General features: G+C 38.1%; 19 protein-coding genes, 1 tRNA gene and 1 pseudogene. 4 read left to right on the plus strand and 17 right to left on the minus strand.

Annotated features, from left to right (window positions below; translation table 11 throughout):
- Window positions 1-139: 139 nt before the first annotated feature.
- The 4 genes from HMPREF9706_RS04395 to HMPREF9706_RS04410 all read right to left on the minus strand — a co-directional run bounded on the left by HMPREF9706_RS04395 (window position 140) and on the right by HMPREF9706_RS04410 (window position 6,146).
- A complete protein-coding gene (locus HMPREF9706_RS04395) occupies window positions 140-2,194 on the minus strand; it encodes a serine hydrolase (RefSeq protein WP_006908183.1) in 2,055 nt (684 codons plus the stop codon).
- Between the two features lie 79 nt (window positions 2,195-2,273).
- Window positions 2,274-3,458 carry a class I SAM-dependent rRNA methyltransferase gene (locus tag HMPREF9706_RS04400; RefSeq protein WP_006908184.1) on the minus strand — a complete coding sequence of 395 codons (1,185 nt, stop codon included), beginning with the start codon at window positions 3,456-3,458 and terminating at the stop codon, window positions 2,274-2,276.
- 3 nt (window positions 3,459-3,461) lie between these two features.
- Window positions 3,462-4,625 (minus strand): hypothetical protein, encoded by a 1,164-nt coding sequence (locus HMPREF9706_RS04405; RefSeq protein WP_006908185.1) that lies wholly within the window; start codon window positions 4,623-4,625, stop codon window positions 3,462-3,464.
- A 105-nt stretch (window positions 4,626-4,730) separates the two neighbouring features.
- Window positions 4,731-6,146, minus strand: coding sequence for an alanine/glycine:cation symporter family protein (locus tag HMPREF9706_RS04410; protein ID WP_006908186.1), 1,416 nt, complete (start codon window positions 6,144-6,146; stop codon window positions 4,731-4,733).
- 377 nt (window positions 6,147-6,523) lie between these two features.
- Here HMPREF9706_RS04410 and HMPREF9706_RS04415 point away from each other — a divergent pair, with 377 nt between their 5' ends.
- Entirely contained in the window at window positions 6,524-7,954 is a 1,431-nt protein-coding gene (locus HMPREF9706_RS04415; protein WP_006908187.1) for an alanine/glycine:cation symporter family protein, read from the plus strand.
- A gap of 97 nt (window positions 7,955-8,051) precedes the next feature.
- Here the strand turns inward: HMPREF9706_RS04415 and HMPREF9706_RS04420 are convergent.
- From HMPREF9706_RS04420 to HMPREF9706_RS09355, 9 genes and pseudogenes are all read right to left on the minus strand, one after another.
- Window positions 8,052-8,759, minus strand: a pseudogene (locus HMPREF9706_RS04420) (IS3 family transposase); the annotation flags it as partial.
- A gap of 390 nt (window positions 8,760-9,149) precedes the next feature.
- Entirely contained in the window at window positions 9,150-9,890 is a 741-nt protein-coding gene (locus tag HMPREF9706_RS04425; protein ID WP_006908189.1) for an MBL fold metallo-hydrolase, read from the minus strand.
- Window positions 9,891-10,949: an ABC transporter ATP-binding protein gene (locus tag HMPREF9706_RS04430; RefSeq protein ID WP_006908190.1), complete on the minus strand. Its 1,059-nt coding sequence runs from the start codon at window positions 10,947-10,949 to the stop codon at window positions 9,891-9,893.
- A gap of 3 nt (window positions 10,950-10,952) precedes the next feature.
- On the minus strand, window positions 10,953-12,674 hold the full coding sequence (locus HMPREF9706_RS04435) for an ABC transporter permease (RefSeq protein WP_006908191.1): 1,722 nt from the start codon (window positions 12,672-12,674) through the stop codon (window positions 10,953-10,955).
- Between the two features lie 15 nt (window positions 12,675-12,689).
- Window positions 12,690-13,694, minus strand: a complete 1,005-nt coding sequence (locus HMPREF9706_RS04440; RefSeq protein WP_006908192.1) for an ABC transporter substrate-binding protein — start codon at window positions 13,692-13,694, stop codon at window positions 12,690-12,692.
- 2 nt (window positions 13,695-13,696) lie between these two features.
- On the minus strand, window positions 13,697-14,473 hold the full coding sequence (gene surE / locus HMPREF9706_RS04445) for a 5'/3'-nucleotidase SurE (protein ID WP_006908193.1): 777 nt from the start codon (window positions 14,471-14,473) through the stop codon (window positions 13,697-13,699).
- A 627-nt stretch (window positions 14,474-15,100) separates the two neighbouring features.
- The gene (locus HMPREF9706_RS04450) at window positions 15,101-15,484 is read right to left on the minus strand and encodes a peptidoglycan recognition protein family protein (protein ID WP_006908194.1); all 384 of its coding nucleotides are present in this window, start codon (window positions 15,482-15,484) and stop codon (window positions 15,101-15,103) included.
- Between the two features lie 341 nt (window positions 15,485-15,825).
- Window positions 15,826-16,011, minus strand: coding sequence for a phage holin (locus tag HMPREF9706_RS04455; RefSeq protein WP_231285850.1), 186 nt, complete (start codon window positions 16,009-16,011; stop codon window positions 15,826-15,828).
- A 125-nt stretch (window positions 16,012-16,136) separates the two neighbouring features.
- The gene (locus HMPREF9706_RS09355) at window positions 16,137-16,268 is read right to left on the minus strand and encodes a hypothetical protein (protein WP_006908195.1); all 132 of its coding nucleotides are present in this window, start codon (window positions 16,266-16,268) and stop codon (window positions 16,137-16,139) included.
- 93 nt (window positions 16,269-16,361) lie between these two features.
- Between HMPREF9706_RS09355 and HMPREF9706_RS09250 the strand changes: the two genes are divergently transcribed.
- Together HMPREF9706_RS09250 and HMPREF9706_RS08925 are read left to right on the plus strand one after the other, a co-directional pair.
- Window positions 16,362-16,769 (plus strand): helix-turn-helix domain-containing protein, encoded by a 408-nt coding sequence (locus HMPREF9706_RS09250; RefSeq protein WP_006908196.1) that lies wholly within the window; start codon window positions 16,362-16,364, stop codon window positions 16,767-16,769.
- A 75-nt stretch (window positions 16,770-16,844) separates the two neighbouring features.
- Entirely contained in the window at window positions 16,845-17,768 is a 924-nt protein-coding gene (locus tag HMPREF9706_RS08925; protein WP_006908197.1) for an IS3 family transposase, read from the plus strand.
- 862 nt (window positions 17,769-18,630) lie between these two features.
- On the opposite strand, the gene HMPREF9706_RS04470 is transcribed toward HMPREF9706_RS08925, so the two are convergent.
- Complete coding sequence (locus HMPREF9706_RS04470; protein ID WP_006908198.1) at window positions 18,631-20,124, minus strand: YfcC family protein; 1,494 nt, start codon at window positions 20,122-20,124, stop codon at window positions 18,631-18,633.
- A 41-nt stretch (window positions 20,125-20,165) separates the two neighbouring features.
- On the minus strand, window positions 20,166-21,404 hold the full coding sequence (gene pepT / locus HMPREF9706_RS04475) for a peptidase T (RefSeq protein WP_006908199.1): 1,239 nt from the start codon (window positions 21,402-21,404) through the stop codon (window positions 20,166-20,168).
- 525 nt (window positions 21,405-21,929) lie between these two features.
- On the opposite strand from pepT, the gene HMPREF9706_RS08930 reads away from it, so the two are divergent.
- Window positions 21,930-23,609, plus strand: a complete 1,680-nt coding sequence (locus HMPREF9706_RS08930) for an IS1182 family transposase (RefSeq protein WP_006908200.1) — start codon at window positions 21,930-21,932, stop codon at window positions 23,607-23,609.
- Here the strand turns inward: HMPREF9706_RS08930 and HMPREF9706_RS04485 are convergent.
- Together HMPREF9706_RS04485 and HMPREF9706_RS04490 are read right to left on the minus strand one after the other, a co-directional pair.
- Window positions 23,567-23,648: transfer RNA gene (locus tag HMPREF9706_RS04485), tRNA-Leu, on the minus strand. The genes HMPREF9706_RS08930 and HMPREF9706_RS04485 overlap by 43 nt on opposite strands.
- A 69-nt stretch (window positions 23,649-23,717) precedes the next feature.
- Window positions 23,718-25,892 (minus strand): Tex-like N-terminal domain-containing protein, encoded by a 2,175-nt coding sequence (locus HMPREF9706_RS04490; protein ID WP_006908201.1) that lies wholly within the window; start codon window positions 25,890-25,892, stop codon window positions 23,718-23,720.
- Between the last annotated feature and the right edge of the window lies 1 nt (window position 25,893).

Raw genomic sequence — 25,893 nt, forward strand, 5'->3', positions numbered from 1 at the left:
ATAGGTGTATTTTTAAAGAGGAAGAAACCAACTTAAGGGAAGCTAATTATCCGTCAATAAATAAGAGACTGCAACTCATAAGTTGCAGCCTCTCTAAATTTAAACGCTCTTTAAAAGGATCGGTAAAGTAAGACCTTGCCTAACGATAGTACCAACCACCATCAGCGCCTTGATACCAAGTTCCTCGGCGATAAACATCCCCAAACCAATATTGGTTAACGGTTTGCTTACCTTCATAGAGATTATCGGTAGGTTCCGGATTCTGACTGGTTTCACTCGTCATTCGGACTTGATCGCTGCTCGTTGTTTGTACCGCCTCATAGCTTGTAACAGTGGTTTCAGCTTGGGTCGTCTCAACTTCAGCAGTCGTTTCTTTCACTTCACCCGTTAATAAAAGCGAAACAGCTTGTCCCAGACTCGATTGAATCCGCTGATTAATTGTTTCCGTTTGTTTAAAGTCTGTCGTTAAAATCACCACGATAATAGGTTGGTCTTCTGTCTGAATAATCCCCGCATAATGTTGATTCTTAGGATTATAGTCCCAGCTAGCTAATTGGATTTTAGGCGCATCTGTTTCGATCGAAGACGTAAAACGATTAGCCTGATTAGCATGTCCCAAGGCTTCTATCAAAGCTTGGTCCGTCTCTTCATCCACCAGTTCTTTATGGGCTAACTTGGTTAATAACTTGGCAATGTCAGTAACATTAGTTAAGGCTCCTGTAATATAAGACTCTTCCTCAACACCTAATGGAGCATCCATTCGAGTCGCGAAATAACCTGCCTCTTTCAACCAATAGTTAAAGTCATTCACACCACCGGCTAGTTGCACTAGATGATTCATGGCACTCGGATCTGACTCCATGATCACTAAATTGATTAGATCCTGAACCGTATAAGCCTCAACTCCTTGACTCGCCACCGTTCCTGCATCCCCAGAAGCCATCAATTGTTGATTCATCTCAACCACTTGGTCCGTTTGAAGCTCTCCACTAGCAATCAATTCATAAGTCCGTTGCAAGATGAACCAAGAAATCATTTGGTCCGCTGCAACCGTCTGATTATCATAGACATAAGGTGCTTTTTTAGCGTCTGATTGAGCCAAGAAAGATACCTTTCCTTCTTGATCAAAGGCCTGGGTGATTAATTCATTTAATTGATCCTTGCTTTGCTGATCCAAACGATTAGCTGGCAGGTCATAATTCACTGTTTCTTGGAAATCTTTAGCTGTAATCTCCAGAGATTGTTTATCACCCACTTCATCCACCAAGGATAAGCCTGGATCAACGTAACTCAATTTGAGTTGCTTACCATCCTTGAAAAGAGAATAGTCTTCTCCAAGATCCAAATCTGTATTATTATAAGTTACCTTAAACTTAAAAGTATCTTGGTCCACTTGATCTAAATCTTCATCAAAATCAAGCGTTACTTGGATTGTTGGATAATTCGTCAAGTCTACCTTATGATCCGCTAAAGTGAAGGCAGCATTTTTAACTTGGGTCGTCGATTGATCTTCGACTTGACTCGACGTCTCTTCAGAAGTTGAAGATGAATCTTTAACTTGACCCGTTTGATGATTGCTCCACATCGTCTTCACTTTGGTATAAAGCTTTGGTGCTAACATAAACAAAGCAAAGATTACCGCTACGGCAAGCAACCATTTAAACACCTTGCCTAGGCAAGAACCTTTTCCGGCACGACTACTTGGTAGGATTTCTTCATCAATATCAATGTCAGAATCAATTTCCTCGTCATCGCTAGCATAAGGATAAGAAAAAACCTCATCTGCTCGCCGTCTAAAGGCTTCCTCTTCAGATAATGGGGCCTGATCCTCTCCACCCTTACCGCTTTGATAGGCTTTTTTGGCCTCTTCTTCGGCTTGGGCCATTTCTGCTTCTAAAGACCTTCTTGCTACCGAAATCCGTGCGCGCCGGGCTGGTTTCTCCTCTTTTGAACTAGCTACTGGTGCGTCTGCTTCCAACGTGTTTGAAGAAACTTCTTGACTTCGAGAGGACTGATCTTTCTTAGTTCTCGAAATAATATCCTTATCTTCTTTGATCTCATCCCGCTTCACATCAGGTCTTTCACTAGCTGGTTCTCGATTAAACTCTTTTTTATCGCTTGAATTAAACTGATACCCACAATAAGCGCATTGGGTTTTACTTCTAACATGCCGTCCACAATTAGGGCATTGCATAAATCTTCCTCCTCATACATTTAAAAGGGTTTTTCTCTTTATTATTGTAGCATACTTCCTACCATATTTTGAGATGATTTTAGGGAACATAAAAAACCAAAACTTTCAAATAAGCACTCTCAGGATCTGAACTTGTTGGGAAGTCTTCAGGTAATTCAAATTGTTGAATTAATTGTGCTTTCTTATTTGCCCCCGCTAGGGTCATTTGTTGCCGAAATGTCTCTAACATTAATGATGCATTATTTGTTGATAACAAACAAATTCCCCCAGGTCGCGTGATTTCAAATAGATCCTGAGCCAAGGCGAAGTAATCCTTATCCACTGAAAAATGCCGTTTTTTGCTTCGAGCAAAACTTGGCGGGTCGCAGATCACAAAATCATATAAATATTTGTGTTTTTTAGCATAAGCAATGTAATCAAAAACATCCATCACTCGAATCTCATTAGTGTCATTCGATGCTTCAAGTTGATTCAAGCAAAAATTCTCCCTAGTCCACTCCAAAGAGCGATTAGCAATATCTACTGAAACTGTCTTTTCAGCCTGGCCTACGGCCGCCGCTACCGAAAAGGCGCCAGTATAAGAAAATAGATTCAAAACCTTTAATCCCTGAGCCTGCTCTTTAACAAATTGCCGGACTGATCGCTGGTCTAAAAAGATGCCAGTCATCCAAGACTGACCTAAATATACCGCATAGGAAACCCCATTTTCTCGGATCACTAGGGGTTGGTCAGCTGCTTGGCCAAGGACTGGATCCAAAGCAGATTCTTGATCATCTAATTCAAAACGTTTTACTTGATAAATTCCTTTAATGCCATGATCCCAAGCTTCTAACACTTGGATCCACCACTGACGGTATTGGTATGCTCCCCTGGAATACCAATTGATGACAGCGTAATGATCATAATAATCAATTGTTAAGCCTCCACAGCCATCCCCTTCACCATTAAATAAACGAAAGGCAGTCGTGTCTTCAGAGGCCAAAAGGTTCTCACGCTTCATAACCGCCTCTTCAAATAAAACAGTGACAAAGTCGCTAGACCATTCCAATAAAATATCCGGATCTAATAACCAAGCAAAGCCTTTATTTTGTCTACCGACAATTGCTTGACCAATTTGTTGGCCCGATTGATCAGCTAAACCAAAGACCCATCCTTCCGGAGCTTGTTCAATCGCCTCAGGCGCTTCCAGGTCCTTCAAGCTAATTAATCGTTTGCCTAATTCCAAAGCCTTCACGGCTTGAGCTTTTAATTTAAACTTTTTCACAAACTAATCCTCACTTTCCAAGAGGCGTTCCATATAATAATTTGCTTCCGCTTGATTCATCGTTGGTAAATCACCTAGACTCGGAATTGATCGTTTAACAGGTCGTAAGATATATTCAAAACGCACTGGCCGGGTTTGCAAATTAGCGGTATTCGTAGAAAGTAGATTGAAATCAACATACTCGGTCATACCTTCTAAGACCACACGATAAACACGGTCTTTAACATCAAAATCAAGACTAAATTTCGTTAACTTATCCATAATTCCAGCCGTCGATAATGATTCTTTGCGACTTAAGGGTGGTAAAAGGGGTAAACGTGCCTTAGAGGGGTTAGCTTTGGCTAAATCTTGACTAATAGTGGTGTTTAAATCAACATTAAAAGCTAAATAAGACTTATCTTTTACAAAATTCATTTCTTGCTTAATCGACTGGTTTAAGTGTTGATCTTTACTAGTCGGATTCAGTTCATAATCTTGACGATAAGTAAAATTTAATAGGCTCTCCCCCTCAAAGAATTGAGCAGGTATCTCTAAGCGTTCTACCGACAAACGATAATTCCCTTGATCTTTCACAAGATAGTCTTTTGCCACTTGATTCAACTTATCTCGATTGGGTAACAAAAGAAGAGATTGAAGCATATTACTCGATAAAGGCTTGGCTTGTAGGTAATCATTATCTACCTGTAAATAATAATTTACAAAGGGTGCTAACCTCAAATCCGTTAAATATGGAAAAAAGGCCTGCTTAAAAAAACCGAGCGATTCCCAGTACTTAAAGCTTTGCACATAAGCTAACTCAAAATGACGGTAGGCTACAAAATTAAAATGGGTGGTCATGGGTGTGAATTCATCCGAGAAAAAAAGTAACCGACCTAAAAGATCACCCTGGCTTTCATCAGCTAATAAAAAAGCCTGCCCCATTAGATGATTATCCGTTAAGTCAGTCCACTTCATACTGACTTGATACTGGTCTATCTCCAGCATTCGATCAATGGCACGATTAAAAGCCTCCACAGAGACGGGTGATTCATCTTTGCTTGAGTTAATGACTGGTTCTTGACTAGCATTCGACGGAGTCACTGCGATTATCGTTTGGGCCATGGTTGATAATGCGAAGAACAAAATCAACACGAATCCAAAGAATATCTTCTTAGCTAGGTTCTTCATAACCTTCCCCCTTTCTATCTTAGGTCTATTATAAACAAAATCCGTCCCTGCGGATACTTTTTTCCATAAAAAAAGGCCAGCTTCAGCTGACCTTCATTTAAGTTATTATTCATATTTGTAATCCCAAGATAAGTGCTCCTCGCCCAAGGCCATTTGTTGGTCATAATCCTTAAGAATTTTAGCAGCAGTTCTTGATAGAATAAGTAAAGCAATAATATTAGGTAAAGCCATGAGTCCCATAGCCAAGTCTGCCAGATCCCAGATAATACCTGTTCCTGCAAAATAACCCAAAGCAATCGCAGTCAGTCCGACTAGCTTAAACCAACGTACAATACTCGCCTTCTTAAAGATGAATTTCACATTAGATTCTGCAAAGAAGAACCAACCAACGATCGTCGTCAAGGCAAAAGCAGATAGAGAAATGGATAAGAAAGCTTCACCTACTTGACCAAATTGCAAGTTAAAGGCTGTTTGAGTCATCACTTGTGCATAATCTTCCATTTGGATAGCTTCAGTAAATGTGCTCATCACATCTGCTGAATAAGCACCTGTTAACATATTAATCATAACCGTTGCCACACAGATAACAAAGGTACAGATAAAGACCCCGATCATAGCTACGAAACCTTGTTCTGCCGGGTGGTTGTTTAAGGCTACCGCATGTGAATGAGGGGTTGAACCCATACCGGCTTCGTTAGAGAAAAGACCCCGAGCGAGCCCGAAACGGATCGCTTGTTGCATACTTATTCCAAGTGCTCCCCCTGCGATAGCTTGAGGGTTAAAGGCTCCTGTAATAATTAGTTTCAAGACTGGAATCACTTGATTTAGATTTAAGATCAAGATAACCACAGCAGATGCTACATAGGCAAAAGCCATTACCGGCACCACTGTTTCAGAGAATTTAGCGATCCGGCTCATTCCACCTAAAAGAATCCATCCAACGACGATCATTAATACCACAGCAATGAGTTTTTGATTAACACCAAAAGCGGTATTAATAGAAGTGATAATCGAGTTCGATTGAACCATAATCCCAACTATTCCTAAACCAATAATACATAGAATCGCAAAGATGTAAGCCAACCATTTTTGCTTAGCACCATTCTTAATGTAATAAGCCGGTCCACCTACTAGTTCACCATTTTCATCCCGCTCACGGAAGACTTGAGCCATCGAAGCTTCGGTAAAGATAGTCGCCATCCCTAAGAATCCTGATACTAGCATCCAAAACGCAGCTCCAGGACCTCCAGAAGCGATGGCGGTTGCTACCCCAACAATGTTCCCCGTTCCAACCTGAGCAGCAACAGCCGTTGCTAGTGATTGAAAAGGAGTCATTCCACCTGGTAAAGCAGGCTCTTTATTGATAATACCCATAATCATCTTCTTTAAAGCTGGAAAAACTCTCGAGAATTGTGGGAATTTTAAAACAACGGTCAAATATAATCCCATTCCAATAAATCCAAATAATAGCACATAATCCCACAAAAAGTCTCGAATGGTTACAACGATATCATTTAACATTTAAAAATCCTCTCTTTATATATATAACGCTTTCGAAAATAAGGCTATACGTCTCATTAATAGTACGGTATTTTAATGAGATACTTAGTAACTCCCTTATAAACCACCCTCCATTCATTTATTATTGTTACTGATAGGTAATACTTTACCATAAAGAAATCCTTTTCACAAGCACTTTTTGTATAGCCTTTCAAATCATTTATTAAAACAAATCTTAATAAATAATCACAGGATTTTACTTTTAGATATTGCAAGCGTTTTAATTTGGAGGTATAATAAGTGAAAGCGAAAACAAAATAACAGAATCGAGGGAGGCGATACCCATAAAATTAATATTGTTTATGTTTAGCCATTATAATAAATAGGAGGTAAATAACATGGACGCATTAGTATCACTTGTTCAATCAATCAACAGTCTCCTTTGGGGGCCACCAATGATGATTATTTTAATTGGATTTGGTCTTTTTGCCACAGGTTATCTTGGATTCCCTCAATTCTCAAAACTAAAATTAGGTTGGCGAGAAAGCTTTGGTAAATTCCTTCATAAGGATAGCTCCAATAAAGAAGGGTCTCTATCTTCTTTCCAATCGCTTGCAACAGCGATCGCCGCTCAAGTAGGTACCGGTAATATTGGTGGGGTTGCTGGGGCAATCCTAACTGGGGGACCTGGTGCTGTATTCTGGATGTGGGTAACCGCCATTGTAGGGATGGCAACCATCTTTGTCGAAGCCGTCTTAGCTCAAAAGTATCGTCAAACACGTAATGGTGACTTAGTTTCAGGACCTGCTTACTATATTAGTCAAGGTCTAAAAGAACGGAAATTAGCCGGTTTAGGTAAATTCTTAGCTAGTGTTTTCGCTGTATTAATTGTTTTGGCACTTGGTTTTATTGGTAATATGGTTCAATCGAATTCGATTGCCTCTGTTATGAGTGAAGCCTTCCCAATTCAACCTATCTTTATCGGAATTGTTTTAGCTATTTTAGCTGGTTTAATCTTTATTGGCGGTATGCAACGGATTGGTAAATTCGCTGAATTAACCGTTCCAATCATGGCTGTATTCTATATTATTGGTTCTATTGCCATTTTAATTGTTTTTGCTGATAAGATCATTCCAACATTAGGACTTATTCTTTCAAATGCCTTTAGACGTGAAGCAGTAGCAGGTGGGGTACTAGGTTATACTATTAAATCGGCCATCCGTTATGGGGTTGCTCGTGGACTCTTCTCTAACGAAGCTGGTATGGGTTCCACTCCAAACTCTCACGGGGTTGCTGACGTAAAACACCCAGCTATCCAAGGGGCTGTCGCAATGGTCGGGGTATTTATTGATACCATCGTTGTCTGTACAGCAACTGCTATGATTATTATTGTAACAGGGTCTGCTGACCCTGAATTAGGTTATGAAGGAGCACAAGTTACCATGAACGCCTTTAGTACGGCTTTCCCATCCTTCGGAGCCCAATTCTTAGCCATCGCCCTTCTATTCTTCGCCTTTACTACCATCATCGGTTGGTATTACTTTGGTGAAGCAAATGTCAAGTATCTATTTGATTCCCAATTAGCGGTTCGTATCTATCAAGTCCTCGTTTTAGGCTTTATCATTATGGGGACACTCTTTAAGATCAACGTCGTTTGGGAATTAGCGGATATGTTTAACGGATTAATGGTTATTCCAAATATTATCGGTCTCGTCTTCTTACTCAGTGAAGCACGTACCATCTTAGAAGATTACAATCACCAAATCCACGTAGGTGAACCTCTTCACTATGATTACAAATACGAATCGATCAATCGACACGTAAAATAGGACACTCATATAAAGAACCCAAGCAATGAGGTGACCCTCAAAAGTTGGACTTTTATCCAGAACACATTTTTTCGTGTTCTGGATATTTTTTATTCTTTTATGCTGTATATTTCATGCGATATTCTACCGGGCTCATAAAGTCCAGTTTTTTCTTGATGCGTTCGTTATTGTAGTATTCAATATAGTCTTCGATCGTTTGTTTCAATTCATCATAAGAGTTAAACGTGTGACCATAATAAATTTCTTGCTTTAAGATGCCAAAGAAGTTTTCCATGATGGCATTATCTAAACAATTTCCTTTACGTGACATACTCTGAAATATTTTTTGGTCTTTCAAGGTGTTGACATAAGGTTTCATTTGATAAGCCCAACCTTGATCAGAATGAAAGGTTCTTCGAAATGGACAATCTTTTGTCTGTTCGATGGCTTGTGCTAAAGCCTCCATAATCGGTCTAAATGTTGGTTGCTTACTGATGGAATAACTAATAATCTCTGAATTATACCTATCTAAAAAGGGATTTAAATATAACTTTTTAATCCGTGGAATCCCTGCGGAATCATATTCATAATACTTAAATTCCGTAGTATCTGTGGTGATTTTTTGATGGGGAATCGATGTCTTAAATCGACGACGAATCAGGTTAGATGCGATTTTCCCGATTTCTCCCTTATAAGATTTATATTTCCGATTCCGATGGCCAAAACAAGTGACCTGGATACCCAGTTTTTGACACAGTTTTTGAGTTTTGTTTTCTGAGATAACATAGTCTAACTTACATAACTCAGCCCAGAGTCTACGATAGCCAAACAAATTAAACAAAAATAGTGAAGTGGACCTGTTTGACATACGAATTTTAAAATCCTCTAGGGTTGTCGGTCTCAAATACTTCACATCTACTATAAAAAAATAGTAGTGTAATACCACCGTCGTGGATACTACACTACTAATTTTAGTATGTTTGACATAGAGCCATTATATATTGTTATACCGGATAAATGTAAGATTCACTCTAGCCCCTCCCTGCACCTAAAAGTTAAGCAAACAAAAAAGATTGAGGTTCGGTAGCAACGCTCTGGAAGCCTGAAAGGTTGGAAAGCGGACTGCGTACGAAACTCAATCTCAATGCAATCTATATTCAAAAGGGGCAAGGAGGAGCTAGGGTAAAGATAACAAGAACTTAACCCTTTTATTTAACTAAGTAATTTCATACGCATCAATCTGTGATGCTAATCTAACCCATTCATCGGGATAGCGACTGCTCATCTTTCTTTCTTCCTGAGTCAGTTTAATATCTGAAGGAAGATGACTTAGTATCACCCTCTTAACTTGCGCTTGTTCTGCTAAACAAATCGCTTCTTGGGGAGACATATGTCCTCTACCAGAAGAATGATTACTTCCTTTAAAGTTTGTTGCATCACAGATTAACAAGTCTGCTTGATTACAAGAATCGATTAATCCACTAAAATAACTTGTATCAGCAGTATAAAAAAATAATTTAGACTCATAATTCACTTTAAAACCAAAGCATTGAATAGTATGCATTACTGCTACCGCTTGAATACTTATCCCCTTATGATAGTATATCTTATTTGGTTCTATAACTTCTAAGCTTAGTGAATTTAATTTTAAATGCTTTGTAAAATCATTAAGTGATGGAACAAAGACTTTTAGCTTATGGTCCACATGATGGTTGTTCAATAATACCTTCCATGCATGCTCATATGTAAATATATCTGTAGAATGATCATGATGCCAATGACTTAAAAATATTGCATCTAGGTCTTGATATCTTATTTGTTGGCTTAATTCATGAGCACTAGCAGATCCCATATCAAATAATATCTTACTATGGTCCGTTTCTATGAGATAGCTTGAACTTCCTCCACCATTTACAGGAAACCCGCCCCAATATCCAAGAATCTTTACTTGAAGCATTTATTTCACCTCATTAATTCTGGGAATAATCACTACTTCCTCACCTATTGAAATCTTATCTTTAATCGGCAGAACAACCGTCAATATTTGATCTCTTGTTTCAAGAGTATATCGGTACTCTTGACCTTGAAACTGACAAGTCTCAATCCGACCAACTAAGTTAGACTCTGTTGATCTATCATCGATATAATCTAAAGTTATTTCTTCTGGTCTTAATAAATAAAAGTTTTTCTGACGTATATTCATCGGTGTAGAATTAAAAGGCCATAATATTTTTGAGTTTTCCAATCGAAATCCTTCATTTGACCAAGAACCCCTGACTAGGTTTGCCTTACTTACAAATTCTGATACAAATACTGTTTCAGGATTGTAGTATATTTCTTCTGGGGTACCAACCTGCTCAACTCTTCCCATATTCATTACAATAATACGATCTGCCATAGCTAGGGCTTCGCTTTGGTCATGAGTCACATAGACAATCGCTGCATTGGTATGATGATGAATTTTTTGAATTTCTCTACGCATTTCAATTCTTAATTCTGCATCTAATGCACTTAAAGGCTCATCCATCAACAATAATTTTGGTTCTGGTGCAATTGCTCTACCTAGAGCAACTCTTTGTTTTTGACCACCGGATAACTCAGAAGGAAAGCGATCCTTTTTTTCTTCCAAATTAATAATTGAAATCACTTCATCAACTCTTTTTTTGGGATCTTTAACATAATCATTCCGAGCAAACCGGTCGTACCTTAAAGGAAATTGAATATGTTCTGCTACTGTCATATGAGGCCATAAGGCAAAATTCTGAAACACCATAGCTACATCTCTTTGATTTGCTTTCAAAGTATTATTAGGACTAGAAACTATTTTATTATTCATTAATATTTGACCGTCACTTGGACTATCAAATCCAGCTAATAACCTCAATAGTGTTGTTTTACCGCACCCAGATGGTCCAAGTATCGCAACAAATTCTCCTTCCTTAATTTCTAAATTAATATCATTTAATGCAGTAAACTTATTAAACCTTTTCGTTAGATGTTTTATTTCAATACTCATAGCTTACCTCTTTCTTTCGACAAACTTTTGAATAATCAAGATGACCAGATATGTCAATATAATTAAACCAACAATAACGCTTGAAAAAGCAGTAGCGTTTAATGTATATCCTGCTTGTTGGTAGCTTAAAACTTGGACTCCAATCGTTTTTGAACTTGATGAATATAGCAAGGAGGATACAGTGAGTTCGGTCAGGGCTTGTAAAAAGACTAAGACGGTTCCACTAAGAATACTTGGTAATATCAAAGGGAGCATCACCTTCAACCATTTCCCTCTTCCTCGACTACCCGAAATCTCAGAAGCTTCTTCTATCGATTCATCAACTTGACCAAAGGCTGTTATCGCACTTCTAACTTGAACAATCATAAAACGAGTTATATAAGCAATATATAAAATCCATATCGATCCATAAATTCCTGGATTCCAACCGGGAAAAGGCTGCATCCAAGCAAAGATCATTGATAGAGCGAAAACTGTCCCAGGTAAGGCATATGGAATTGTAATGAATGCCTCAATGACTCTCAAAAAACCATTATTAAAACGAACCCTAAAGTAAGCAAAAACACTGGCAAAGCATAAGATAACTACTGAAGAAATACCTGCTAGCTTCAATGAAGTAAAAATAGCAGACTGTGTTTGAGGATTGTTTAAAACAAACTCATAATTTTTTAGACTTAAATTTTCTAAAGAAAAATCTAATCCAACAGCCTTAATTAATGGTGCAACTACTAAGGAAATTAACGGTAATATTGAAGTTGTAATTAAAAATAACCACAACAACATTTCAATTAGCCAACCTGAACGTCCCAGGATATATCTTGGTTTTAAATCAATTTTACCCGTTTCCAATGCTCTTGATTTTCGTGTAACCATCCATTGAAAAGCCATAACAATCAAGGCAATTAGAGTTAACAACATGGATAAAACCGAAGCCCTATTAAAAGCAGTTGGACCAAACCCAATAATTTGTTGATAAATATAAGTAGTTAAGACATCGATGTTTGCGGGAGTCCCTAAGAATGCTGGAATCCCAAAGTTATCCAAACACCCCAAAAAGGCTATAAACATTCCTCCAGCGATACCTGGTAACGCCATAGGGACCGTTATCCTAGAGAAGGCAGTCCAAGAAGAAGCTCCTGAAGCTTTAGCAGCTATTTCAGCATCTCTAGGAATCTGCCTAAAAGCATTAACTGTAAACATATAAACAAGTGGGTACATGGTGATTCCCATAACAAATATAATTCCCCCAAAATTATATAAGTCAATCTTTCCAATATTGATTCCGAGTAGACCAACTATTTTAGAAAATAACCCTTTTGAACGAAAAAATTGAACCCAAGCTAATGAGGATACATAGGAAGGTATAACAAAAGGTAAAAAGATTAATAGTTGAATAATCCCTTTTAAATGTAGATTAGTGTAGGCAATTAGCCATGCAATCGTTACACCAAGAATCGTTGCGATAGTCATGGATCCCAATACAACAATTAGTGTGTTCCCTAACACTTCCCAAGTTCTAGAATCACTCAATATTTCATTATAAAATTCGAAACTTAATCCATTTTCTCCCGAAAAGCTCATCCACATTAACCTAATAACTGGTAAAGCGAAGAAAATAAAGATTAATAAAATAATGCCCAAGCGACTAAATTTTGTTGTTAATTGAAGAAAAGGAAACAACGTTGCCGTTGTCCCCTTTTCATTTTTCTGAAATTGATTTTTCAAGACAAGTCCCCTCTTCTATTGAGCAAATAATTGATCAAATTCTTCCTTATCTGACTCACGGTTTTCAAAGAGCTCTTTCATGTCAGCAGTCAATACATTTTCAATTTCATCAACAGCCTTTAATCCCTCAGGAGCCTGAATACCTTTACGTATAGGAACATAACCCAATTCAGCTTGCAATTCTTGACCTTCTTGGGAAAGAACAAAGTCAACAAATGCTTTAGCAATTTCTTCTTCTTCAGTTGATTGCATAATTCCGATTGGTTCAGTAATTACAGGAACACCATTTTTTGGATAAACGAATGCCACTGGGGAACCATCATTAACAGCTCTTTGAACTAGATAATCGACAATCATTCCATATTGTTTTTCACCAGATGCCACGTTTTCCAATACTCCACCATTTCCCTTAGTCACTAAAGGATTATTTGCTTGAAGAGCTTTATAAAAATCCCAACCAAACTCATCATTACGAGTTAAAACACCTAAATTATATGCCGCTGCACCAGAATATAAAGGACTTGGCATAGCTAATAAATCTTTATTCGCTTCGTTTGTGAATGTTTCCCATGATTCAGGAGCTTCAGATACAAGATCTGTGTTATAAACAATACCAGTAGCTAAAATTTTAGTTCCAGTATAATAATCGTCTACATACTGAGAATCAATTTCTGAAGCTTCAGGAGACACATAGTTCAAAAGTAAGTCTCTTGATTTAAATCCTTCAAATGTTACAGCATCTGCTAGCAGTACAACATCCGCTAAGACTTGACCAGCTTGTTCTTCAGCATTAATCTTGCTGACAACTTCCTCCGTTCCTGATCTAAAAATATTAACTTTTATGTCCGGATATTTTTGGTTAAATGCTTCAACTAATTTAGCCGCATCTTCATCTGGTTGAGAAGTATAAAATTCTATCTCACCAGATAAATTATTGTTACCTTGAGCATAAATGGTATTTAAACTAGATAAACATCCTAGAAAAATAGTAGCAATCAGCAATTTCACAATTTTTTTCATATTTATTGCTCCTTAAAAACTTCTTCAACTTCTTTAAGTAATTCATGATCATTTTTAAATATATCAATAGGTGATACTGTCACATAGCCTTTACTAACCAGGCTATAATCAGCGTGCTGAACTTCGTCCATTTCATTAATTCGATTTGATAACCAAAAACCTCTAGTTGCTCTAACATCTTTAATGTCAACTGGAATCAATTTAAATCGCTCTTGTCTCAATTCCATTGGAACAACCTTAATTCCTAAATAATTATCATAGGATCGGCTCGGGAAGTTAATGTTAGTAAGACTTCCATTTGATAAAGGACGACTTAATACTTTCTTCAAAACTTCCTTCATCACAGGAATCGACTGCTCAAAGTTCAAAGAATAATCACTATCTCTAGAAAGTGATAATGCAATTGATGCAATACCATTGCAACTTCCTTCTCTAGCAGCTCCTATTGTTCCAGAATAAAAATAATCCTTTCCAACATTTGCTCCGTGATTAATTCCTGTCATAATAAGATCGGGTTTTTGATCGAGTAAGTGATTTAACGCAACCAGAATGCAATCGGTAGGACTTCCATCAATGGCATATGCTTTGATGGCACCAACGAATTGATCGGTTTGTTTATAAGTGATTAAATTCCTGGTTGTAATTGATTGACCATAGCCACTACATTGTTTACTTGGACAAGCGACTACAATCTCATGGCCTAAATCATTTAATAACTTTACAAGAATATGAACACCCTTAGAATTTATACCATCATCATTAGAAATCAGAATTTTCACTTTTTATTTTCTCACCTCTTTTCAATTTCATCATGTAACAATTCTTATAGTAGCAAACTAATGTAAAAATAAAGTAAAATTATTGTAAATTTTATGAAATAAAATTCTCAACTTAAGTAACAGCGAATATAAACCCAACTTCCCCCTCCCCCCCACTGGAATCAGGAGGCTAGATAAAAAGAATTGAGGTTCACCTTATCTAGCTCTGGAATCTTGAAAGGCTGGAAGGCGGACTGCGTACGAAACTCAATCTCATTGAAATCTATATTAAAAAAAGGAGCAGGGAGGGGCTAGGATTTAACTAACTTATACTTCACCCCATCAAATAAGAGGTAGTTTTCGACTGCTTCCTCTTTTTTCTTTTGGGGAACTTCTTTAATCGGCTCTATCACTAAGGGCTTAGCCATTCCCTAAAGGCATCCATCTCCGCCTTTGTATATCTAGGACAGGCGGTATTATTATTATTGACCTCCCAATGCCCTTTAACATTCTTCACATCAATACCCAACTCATCTATCAGCTTACGCGTGGTCCAATCCCGGATCCTAATCTGAGCCTCTGAATAATCATCTCTAGAATTGGCCTCAACAGAGATATGAATAGTAAACCATTATTATCGCCCACTCCTCAGGTAATGCGTTCAGGGTTATTGTTCCAATACAAGACTCCATCGCTATCGATGTAACAGTGATAGCCACCTCTGCCCCAACCACGATCGTTACGCCAGTAACGTTTGTGGTCCCAAATCTTGCGGTTATATTGACGAGGCACAGCTGTATAATGCCAGACAATCGTCGTAATATCGCTAGGCGGGCGATCGTAAGATTGGCCGCCCAAGGCCTGATATCTTCTGTCAATCATTTCAGGCTGCCAAGCTTGGGTGGCTAATTCTACATCATACTGGGTTAAATCATAGTCTTCAATCACCTTAATCAACTTGTGACCATAGTTCGGATCCCCTACGTAAATCCCCGCTAAAGCCTGGGCTTCCTCTTGATAAGTCTTAGCCAAAATCGCTTTTTATAGGCTGTTTGACGGCGGTAAGGCGTTGAGGTGAAGAAAGGGGAGGCGTGATCCGCAATTGACTCTTCTAATGAGCCGTATTTTCGGAAATACGACTCATATAGCTTGCCGTCCGCTTCGAGGGATTGATGACTAACCTTCGGCCCCTGCCAGGGGGGCAGAGGCCTTGATGCCAAAGCCATTATATGACTTCTTATATAATTCAGACTCCCCTGCCTGGGATTCCACCACGGATTAAGCCATCCGTGTAGCAACAGAAATGGACGAGGAATACTTTTAGAATAAGGATGCTAAGTTTTTTAATTTTTCTTGCATAATAATGCTCCTTTCTAATGGGCTGGTAACTTTGGGTCTTTATCGTTAAAATTCTGGCTGGAAATTTGAAGAATAGTTCCTAAAAAGGACGTAATAACATTAATGGTCATTACCGGCTGATCGATATTCGATAAGTGATAAATATCCCCGATTCCCTTGGTTAGAACTGCTAGGGCAGGGAGAAAGATTAGACTAACCACTTCCCTAAGTCGTAGGTCTTGTTATCTAAGTACATAATGACTCAACTCCTTTAAGCTATTGGATATTTAATGGTTTTGGGCATCGACCTTACTGAGGGGGTCATCCTGCTGGTTGCCCCCCTCAGTCAACTTGGTGACGATCTTTTGATGCGTAGAATGACTCTTTGAATGGCAGTAATCAGACTGATCAATTTTTGCGACAAAGTCACTACCACAATGATTGCCCCAACATAAACACCGATTTCAAGTAAATTCATCTCATCCCTCCTCTACATGAAAAAAGGGACAGGACTTTAATGTAGTGCCCCCAAAAAGTTGGACCAAAATCTAACTTTTTGGGGGTATTTATATTGGCAAAATATAGTTATGAATTTAAACGAAAAATTGTCGAAGAATATTTAGAAGGAGCAGGTAGTTACAAATATTTAGCGAAAAAATATCAGGTTAAAAGTAATAGTACTCTACATAAATGGGTTAATGCTTACCAAATCCTAAGTGAGGAAGAACTATTGCGTTGTCGACAAAAGAAAGTTTATCCTGTTGAATTCAAGTTAGAAGTAGTACAACCTTACTTGACAAGTGAGAAAAGCTATCAATCTCTAACGAATCAATATGGTATTAATCATCCCTATTTATTGACGCGTTGGGTAATCGACTTTCGCAAATATGTGATTGATGGACTCTTACCAAAACAACAAGGGAGGCCATCGAAAATGTCGAAAAAAGAAAACAAAGACATCGCTATCTCCATCCGCTGATTCGGCGCAACGTTTAAAAGAACTCGAAGAAGAAAATTATCGATTAAGAATGGAAAATGATATTTTAAAAAAATTTTGGAGGCTCAGATTAGAAAAGAGGAAGCAACAAACGAAGAACGCTCGAAATTAGTCTATCGCCTCCGTCATCAATATAAGTTGAAAGATTTATTACAGTATGTCGGCTTAATCAAACAAACCTATTATAATTGGGTCAAGAAATTTGACCGTCCTAACCCAGATCAAGCCATTGAAACACAATTATTAGAACTTCGGGAACAACATCCTAACTATGGCTATCGTAGACTCTGGGCTGAGTTATGTAAGTTAGACTATGTTATCTCAGAAAACAAAACTCAAAAACTGTGTCAAAAACTGGGTATCCAGGTCACTTGTTTTGGCCATCGGAATCGGAAATATAAATCTTATAAGGGAGAAATCGGGAAAATCGCATCTAACCTGATTCGTCGTCGATTTAAGACATCGATTCCCCATCAAAAAATCACCACAGATACTACGGAATTTAAGTATTATGAATATGATTCCGCAGGGATTCCACGGATTAAAAAGTTATATTTAAATCCCTTTTTAGATAGGTATAATTCAGAGATTATTAGTTATTCCATCAGTAAGCAACCAACATTTAGACCGATTATGGAGGCTTTAGCACAAGCCATCGAACAGACAAAAGATTGTCCATTTCGAAGAACCTTTCATTCTGATCAAGGTTGGGCTTATCAAATGAAACCTTATGTCAACACCTTGAAAGACCAAAAAATATTTCAGAGTATGTCACGTAAAGGAAATTGTTTAGATAATGCCATCATGGAAAACTTCTTTGGCATCTTAAAGCAAGAAATTTATTATGGTCACACGTTTAACTCTTATGATGAATTGAAACAAACGATCGAAGACTATATTGAATACTACAATAACGAACGCATCAAGAAAAAACTAGACTTTATGAGCCCGGTAGAATATCGCATGAAATATACAGCATAAAAGAATAAAAAATATCCAGAACACGAAAAAATGTGTTCTGGATAAAAGTCCAACTTTTGAGGGTCACCTCACAAACGTTTGGGTTCTTTTGAATTTACAAATCTAACTATATAAAAAAGATAAACTCAAGTTATATGTACCCTCTTCACTGGATAAACCAGTAAGGAGAGTATTTTTAAGCGATAAAGAAAAGAATGTACCCAGCACTTTTAATCATTGAATAAATAGTTAATCATCTATTAGGCCAAAAACTTACACATAATAATCATCTTCTATAAAAGTAAACATAAGAAAAGCTTCATTCAAATATAGGCAATATCTGTAAAGTAACGAACAACATCATACATTGATCCTTCACAGCATCAAAGCTATATACTAAGTGAACACCCGATATTTTCCAATACCTTTACATCAGTTAAAGCTATTTACCTTCAAAATTAAATATGCATACAAACGTCTTCAACTCATTCAACATATCTCTGCATCGTAAGTAAAAACAAATATCAAGAATGCATAATAGAGCATTGGGATAGTTCCAATGAGTAGAAGTGCTAATCATGCGCTCAGAACAAGACTAGAAAGATTCAGCTCGTTACGATAACTTTATTATGAAAATAATTATTAGAAGACTAACAACAGGGATATATTATAAATTTGGAAAAAAATATCAGTCATACTAAAAGTTTTCTAAAGTAATAAATATATGGGTAATTACTACAATAAGAAGTTTAAGAAAAAACAAAATGGACGCCATCTACTTTGTGTAGCTTAGCGTCCATAATTATAAACTAAAAATTAATATATCTATCTTATTAAGTACAGATAAAAGACTTTTCCTATTTTTAATAGATTCTATTTTATCTTAGAAATATGTTGCAATTACTAGTATAGCTGCTGATAAAACAATAATTGCAGCAACAAGTTTAGCCATGAATTTCCACCAAGTTGCTAAGTCAATCTTGGCAATGGATAAAGCACCCATGATAATGGCTGAAGTTGGGGTAATTAAGTTCAATACTCCTGAAGCAGCTTGAAAAGCAGTAATCACCAGATGTGAGGCCACTCCAACAAACTCACCTAGAGGAGCTAATAAGCCCATGGTTGCCCCAGCCAAACTAGAAGTACCAGGAATCAAGAATGACATTGGTAAGTAGAAAATATAGGTTAATAGAATAAAGAGTTGTTCCGACAAACCTTGTAAGCCTACTTCCCCCCAATGTAAAACAGTAGCCGTAATCATACCATCATTCATAATTACTTGAATACCACGAGACACCCCACAAACAAGGGCAACTGTAATCATATCGCATGAGCCAGCCATAAACTCTTTCAGAAATTCGTCTTCACTCATACCATAGACAAAAGCAATGAGAATTGACATAGCCATAAATAGCATTGTAATTTCTTTAAAATACCAGGTTCCTAATGGATCGGCATGTTGGAAAAGACCACCAATCACTGGAAGACCCAGTAAGAAATTATTAATATCCTCGAATATAGTAACACCAAAGTCTGGCCAAGGAATCAAGGACACAATCATGATAATGAAGGTTAACATAAACAGAGAGAGTACAGCTTTTTGCTTGGAAGTCATCGTTGATGGTTGTTCTTTAACTTTAAATTCTTCCATATCACTAGCATAGTCTTGATAAACTAAGGATTGGCTTGGATCTTTTTCAATTTTTCTTGCATAACGATATACATAAACAATAGATATGGCCATCATAACTACAAAGAAGATTAAGCGCCAGACTATTCCATCTGCTATAGAAATCCCTGCCGTATCTGAAGCAACTCCAGTAGCAAATGGATTTACCGTTGAAGCTAAACAGCCAACTTGCGAACCTACTAATACAATCGCAACAGCAGTTAATTTATCAAAACCAACACTAACCATTACTGGAATAATTAATGGATAAAAGGCTACCGTTTCTTCCGCCATACCATAAGTTGATCCACCTAATCCAAACAAGATCATTAAGATTGGAATTAAAATCCGCTCGTTGCCCTTATTCTTCTTGATAACACTAGCAATTCCTTGATCTAAAGCACCTGTTTTATTGACAACTCCAAGGAATCCACCAACCATCAAAATAAAGAAGGCAACCTGAATCGCTCCATCCGTCAAATCATTACCGATTAAACCATGGATAGGAGCCATTAGAATATCATACAAGCCTTGAGCATTAGAGTTTACTACTTCATATGTTCCAGCAATATATTGACCCGCATCATTAACTTGATATTGTCCAGCTGGAATAATCCAAGTTAGAATAGCTAACAAGACAATTAATATGTACAAGACAGTAAATGACGAAGGCATTTTAAAATGGCGGCGTTTAGAACTTTCTGACATACTATTCATCCTTTTCTTTAAAATTCTTAGTTATAATTATCTTAACGACCATATACTTCGACTGACTGTTTGGCAATGGCAATAATGACATCCCGTGCCAACTCCATGGACTCTACTGCAACAAATTCATAAGGTCCATGGAAATTCTCACCACCAGCAAATATATTAGGCATAGGTAATCCCCTAAAAGATAATACTGAACCATCCGTTCCTCCTCGAATAGGTTCAATTACTGGTTGAATAGATAAAGATTCCATCGCCTGTTTAGCTAATTCTACTGGACGAGGGTCTTGAGCAATCACATCCGCCATATTGGCATATTCATCCTTGATATCAACTGTAATACGTTGGCGATCAAGTTTTGTATTCATCTCTTCAGCAATTTTTACCATATATGCCTTTCGATGTTCGAAATGATCGTGATCAAAGCCCCGAATAATATAAGATAGGCATCCTTCTTCAACGCTACCTTCAAATTTAACTAAATGGTAGAATCCTTCTCGTTGACTGGTAAACTGCGGCTGTTCTAATTTAGGAAGTTGTTGATGATAATCCATTAATAAATCGAGAGAATTAACCATAATATCCTTGGCTGTTCCTGGGTGCACATTCTTACCTTGAGCTGTCACCTTAGCAGACGCCGCATTAAAACTTTCATACTGTAATTCACCTACCGGTCCACCATCCATGGTATATGCAAATTGACAGCCAAAAGCAGGGACATCAAAATGTTCTGCGCCTGTACCAATCTCTTCATCCGGACCAAAAGCCACTCGAATCTTACCATGCTTAATTTCGGGATGTGCTAATAAATAGGCTCCTGCTGTTACAATTTCTGCGACACCCGCTTTATCATCTGCACCAAGTAATGTATTACCATCCGTTGTAATCAGTGTTTTACCGATATAATTTGCTAAATTTGGAAATTCTTTAACTGAAAGAACGATATCCTTGTCTGCGTTCAAAACAATGTCAGAACCATCATAATTTTCATGAAATTGAGGTTGGACATTTCTAGCTTCAAAATCAGCTGTATCAACATGAGCCATAAAGCCAAAGACTGGCAGCTCCTTGTCTGTCGTAGAGGGAATACTTGCTGTTAGATAGCTGTCTTTAGGATTTAAATACACTTCTTGAAAACCTAACTCAATAAGTTCTTGTTCCAACATCTTCAAAAACTCTGTCTGACTGGCTGTCGATGGAATTGTATGACTATTCTCATCAGAACGCGTCTCAATCTTGCAATACTTAACAAAACGGTCTATCAACTTTTCTGGCATAGCCTTCATCCTTTCTTTATTAAGCACCTAAATATTGTATGCTCTTACACAGTCATTGTAACCCTTTACTTTCCTATCAACATTAAACCGCTTTAAGATTATTACTAAAATATTCTAATATCAGTCCTCTGATATATTGGCAGTTTTTATAATCAACTTAACCACTAGAAAACAATTAAATAGTAAATTACTATCCTAGAATTATCGATAACCTAGGGGTTGATGAAAACAGTATTCATAAAATACAACATCATTATTATTCAGCTCTAAGCTTAAATCATAACTGTCTCTAAAGCAGCATCCATACCTTACCTAAAAATTAAAAGTGTTCTTTCGTCTCTCATAATCTGTAACTTTTAAAATACACAAAAAAATGAGGCTGTGACATAAGTCCACCAAAAAACCGGCTGAATCGTTGTAATATCAACGATTCAGCCGGTTTTTATGTTATAATTAAGTTAATCAATAAAAAAACAGAGGACCTCACCCCTCTGTTTCCATTTCAATCCTAGAAAGGACCAAAAAATGCATACTCATTATAACCTAAATCAACTTTATTTGGAAGTCTCTTATCAATACCGCCCTCAAGAAGATCACATCAGCTACTATATTCATCGATTTGTGGACTCTCTAGAGATTCATTATCCCTATCTCTTTGGTCGTCCTCGTAAATATGACTTCTCGATGTTACTCAAGTTATTATTATATGCTTATTCTCGCGGTGTCTTCACCAGTCGCTCGATGGAACAATTGGCTCGCGAAAATCTGCCCGCTATCTGGTTGTGTCAAAATGAAGTACCTTCTTACCGTACAATTTGTCGATTTAGACAGTCCGATGAATTAGCTGACATTCTTAAACAAAGTTATGATGAATTTGTGCGGTATTTAAGACAACAACGACTTATCGATGATCATCTCTTTATTGATGGGACAAAAATCTTAACGGATGCCAATAAGTACAGCTTTGTCTGGAAAAAGAACACGATCCGCTTTGAAGCAATGAATCGACAAAAGATGACCGAACTCGTCAATGAAATGCGTCAGTATTATCAAATGGGGTTGATTCCAGAAGAGACCCCACTAACGCTTGAAGGGCTTGAAGAAACCATTACCCAGCTTGAAGTTCGCTTAGAAGACTTAGAGGAAACCATCGAAGAGTCTCCTCGGTTGTCACCGAATCCTCACAAAAAGGAGCGGCGAAAAGTCAAGAGTCAATTGAGGCGCATGAAACATTGTCATTCCAAGCATCAACACTATCAAACGCAACGAGCCATCTTAGGTGAACGTCATTCGTATTCAAAAACGGACCCCGATGCGACCTTTATGCGAATGAAAGAAGATCCCATGAAGAATGGTCAGTTGAAACCGGGCTATAATTTACAAATTGCCACCTCTCATCAGTTTGTTTTAGCTTATGAACTTTTTTCAAACCCGACAGATACGCGGACATTAAGACCTTTCTTTGAGAGTCATCAAGCACTGTTTCGCTCCTTTTCAGTGGTGAGTATGGATGCAGGATATGGCTCTGAAAGTAACTATACTTATCTTGAAGAAAGCTTTCCCGAAATCACCGCATTAATTCCTTATGGCACGTATCTTAAAGAACAGAGTCGAAAATGGCGAAGTGACGACTCAAAAGTCATGAATTGGGACTATGATGAAAAAGAAGACTGTTACGTCGATCCTCAAGGGGTACGATTTAATTTCGTCGCTTATCGCACCCGAACGGATAAGTATGGTTTTGAAAGAAATTTTAAAGAGTATCAAGCAGAACGGATCGATGAGAATCAACAAGAAATTGAAGCAGCCCTTACTCAGAAAGGATATGTCCGAAAAATTACGGTTAATCCTTCGTATGACTACTTCAAAGCCAAGCAAAGGGGGCTCTTAAAAGATCCGAAATATCGTCCAATTTATAGCCAGCGGAAGATCGATGTTGAACCAACATTTGGTCATCTGAAGGCTTGTTTGGGATTCACTCGATTTCATGTTCGAGGGAAACAGGCCGTGAATAATGAGATGGGATTAGCTCTAATGGCAGCTAACCTAAGAAAATTGCGATTAAGAAAGACAGAAAAAGAAAGAACCCAGAAATTTTACTCCTATTGGATAAAATTTCTGGGTATTTTTGAGACTTGTGTCACAGCCTCATTTTTGATTACTGCGGCCAAGAAGACTCGAACTTCCACGTCCCAAGGACACTAGCACCTCAAGCTAGCGCGTCTGCCATTCCGCCATGACCGCAAGATACTTAACGGTCTCATTTTAGCGAAAGGACATCTTTTTGTCAAGCGAGTTAAGGATACACTTCAACTAGTCTGTTTGTAGCTGCTTCAAGCCAATTCGTTGACGCTCTCGGTCTAAAGATACTACTTCCACCTTCACTAAATCTCCAACGGAAAGAACTTGTGAAGGATGCTTAATAAACTGACCCTTTTTGCGCAATAACTTAGAAATATGGATCAAGCCATCCTGCTTAACTCCAATATCCACAAAGGCTCCAAAGTCCACGACATTTCTCACCGTACCTTCTAGAACCATCCCCTCATTCAAGTCTTCTAGTTGAAGAACATCTGATCTTAGGATAGGACCCGCTTGATGATCACGAATATCCATCGTAGGATTCATTAATCCATGTAGAATATCTTCAATGGTTTCCTGACCTACTTGTAATCTTTCCGCAATAGAATTAACATCCGCTTGACCAAGAATATGCTGGGCTTCTTCTGAACCTAATTCTGCCAAATCGAGCTGATACTCTTGTAAAATCGTCAATGCTAAGTCATACGATTCCGGATGAATAGAAGTTTGATCCAAAGGATTATCACCTTGCATGATCCGTAAAAATCCGGCTGCCTGCTCAAAGGTTTTAGGTCCCATGCGCTTAACGGTCTTAATTTGTTCACGATTAGAAAAATGCCCCAGTTCATTTCGAAGCTCAATCACATTCTTAGCCGTCGCCTTGGTCATTCCAGACACATGCTCTAACAATTGAATTGAGGCCGTATTAACATCCACCCCCACTTGATTCACCGTCATATTGACCACAAAATCAAGTTCTTGGGTTAAGCTCTTTTGATTGAGATCATGTTGATACTGACCCACACCCATTGACTGAGGATCAATCTTAATCAACTCTGCCAAAGGATCTTGCAAGCGTCGAGCAATCGATACCGCTGAGCGCTCCTCCACTTGATAATCTGGAAATTCTTCACGAGCGATGGCACTGGCTGAATACACAGATGCTCCTGCTTCCGACACGATTACATAATGAACAGGTCTTGATAATTCACTCAAACTTTCCGCAACGAATTGTTCGGATTCCCGACTGGCTGTTCCGTTGCCGATTGCCACCACATCAACTTGATGGCGTTCAATTAGTTGAATAAACTCTGGCTTGGCCTGAAGGCGTTGCTTTTGACTGGCAGGCTTATGAGGATAAATAACCCCCTTATCAAGCACTTGACCCGTCGCTGAAATGACCGCCAATTTACAACCAGTTCGATAAGCTGGATCCAATCCCAAGACCGTCTTCCCCTTTAGAGGAGGTTGAATTAAGAGATGTCTGACGTTATCCCCAAAGACATCGATCGCATGGGCCTGAGCTTTTTCTTCTTGCTCACTACGCAACTCTCGTTCAATCGAGGGTTTGATAAAGCGTTGATAAGCATCTTTAATAGCCCTCTCAAGTGCTTCTTTCTGAAGGGGTTGGAGACCTTCTTCCAAGACATGACGTTCCATATATTGAAGGGGTGGCTGCTCATCAAGATCAATTTTAATGCTTATTACTTCTTCTTTTTCAGCACGCAAACTAGCCAGCACCTGATGAGGGGCTAAATTAACCAGTTTTTCTGTAAATTGATAATAAATTGAATAAAGACCTTGCGGATCCTTCGCTTCATTCTTTAATTGACACTGCCAATAACCATTATAACGACTGTATTTACGGATAAAATCCCTAAAATCAGCTCGGTCAGAAATCCTCTGCGCGAGAATCTCATGCACCCCGTCAAGAATGGCTTGCTCATCTTCCAGCGCTTCTTGCAGATAATCTGGCCATAGGGACTCCCACTTGGCCTCATGATCTTGAACTTGGCTCATCCAATCTGCGAGAGGTTCTAACCCTTGATCAATGGCTTTTTGTGCCTTGGTTTGCTTTTTTTGTTTGTAGGGACGATATAGATCCTCTAGCTCCTGCAAACTTCCTGCTCGTTGGATTTGATCTTCCAAGCTTGGATCAAGCTTCCCTTGATCTTGAATACTCTTAAGCACTTCCTCACGACGTTTGTTTAGACTTAAGGCATACTGATAGGCCTTATCAATTTCATGAATTTGTACTTCATCTAAAGAGCCCGTTCTCTCTTTACGGTAACGGGCGATAAAGGGAATGGTATTCCCTTCAGCTAACAAAGAAAGAACCGCCTTAACTTGGGGTTCTTTAATCTTTAAACTTTTTGCGATTTCCAATTGCATCATCTGTTCTTGCATC

The sequence above is a fragment of the Facklamia hominis CCUG 36813 genome (assembly GCF_000301035.1).
GTDB classification, from domain to species: Bacteria; Bacillota; Bacilli; order Lactobacillales; family Aerococcaceae; genus Facklamia; species Facklamia hominis.

Coding starts and splice junctions, on each gene's coding strand:
- HMPREF9706_RS04410 (WP_006908186.1), bottom strand. CDS start 6,146: ATGTTAAATGATATCGTTGTAACCATTCGAGACTTTTTGTGGGATTAT.
- HMPREF9706_RS04395 (WP_006908183.1), bottom strand. CDS start 2,194: ATGCAATGCCCTAATTGTGGACGGCATGTTAGAAGTAAAACCCAATGC.
- pepT (WP_006908199.1), bottom strand. CDS start 21,404: ATGCCAGAAAAGTTGATAGACCGTTTTGTTAAGTATTGCAAGATTGAG.
- HMPREF9706_RS04415 (WP_006908187.1), top strand. CDS start 6,524: ATGGACGCATTAGTATCACTTGTTCAATCAATCAACAGTCTCCTTTGG.
- HMPREF9706_RS04430 (WP_006908190.1), bottom strand. CDS start 10,949: ATGAGTATTGAAATAAAACATCTAACGAAAAGGTTTAATAAGTTTACT.
- HMPREF9706_RS04405 (WP_006908185.1), bottom strand. CDS start 4,625: ATGAAGAACCTAGCTAAGAAGATATTCTTTGGATTCGTGTTGATTTTG.
- HMPREF9706_RS04440 (WP_006908192.1), bottom strand. CDS start 13,694: ATGAAAAAAATTGTGAAATTGCTGATTGCTACTATTTTTCTAGGATGT.
- HMPREF9706_RS08930 (WP_006908200.1), top strand. CDS start 21,930: ATGCATACTCATTATAACCTAAATCAACTTTATTTGGAAGTCTCTTAT.
- HMPREF9706_RS04425 (WP_006908189.1), bottom strand. CDS start 9,890: ATGCTTCAAGTAAAGATTCTTGGATATTGGGGCGGGTTTCCTGTAAAT.
- HMPREF9706_RS04490 (WP_006908201.1), bottom strand. CDS start 25,892: ATGCAAGAACAGATGATGCAATTGGAAATCGCAAAAAGTTTAAAGATT.
- HMPREF9706_RS09355 (WP_006908195.1), bottom strand. CDS start 16,268: ATGAATTTACTTGAAATCGGTGTTTATGTTGGGGCAATCATTGTGGTA.
- HMPREF9706_RS04470 (WP_006908198.1), bottom strand. CDS start 20,124: ATGTCAGAAAGTTCTAAACGCCGCCATTTTAAAATGCCTTCGTCATTT.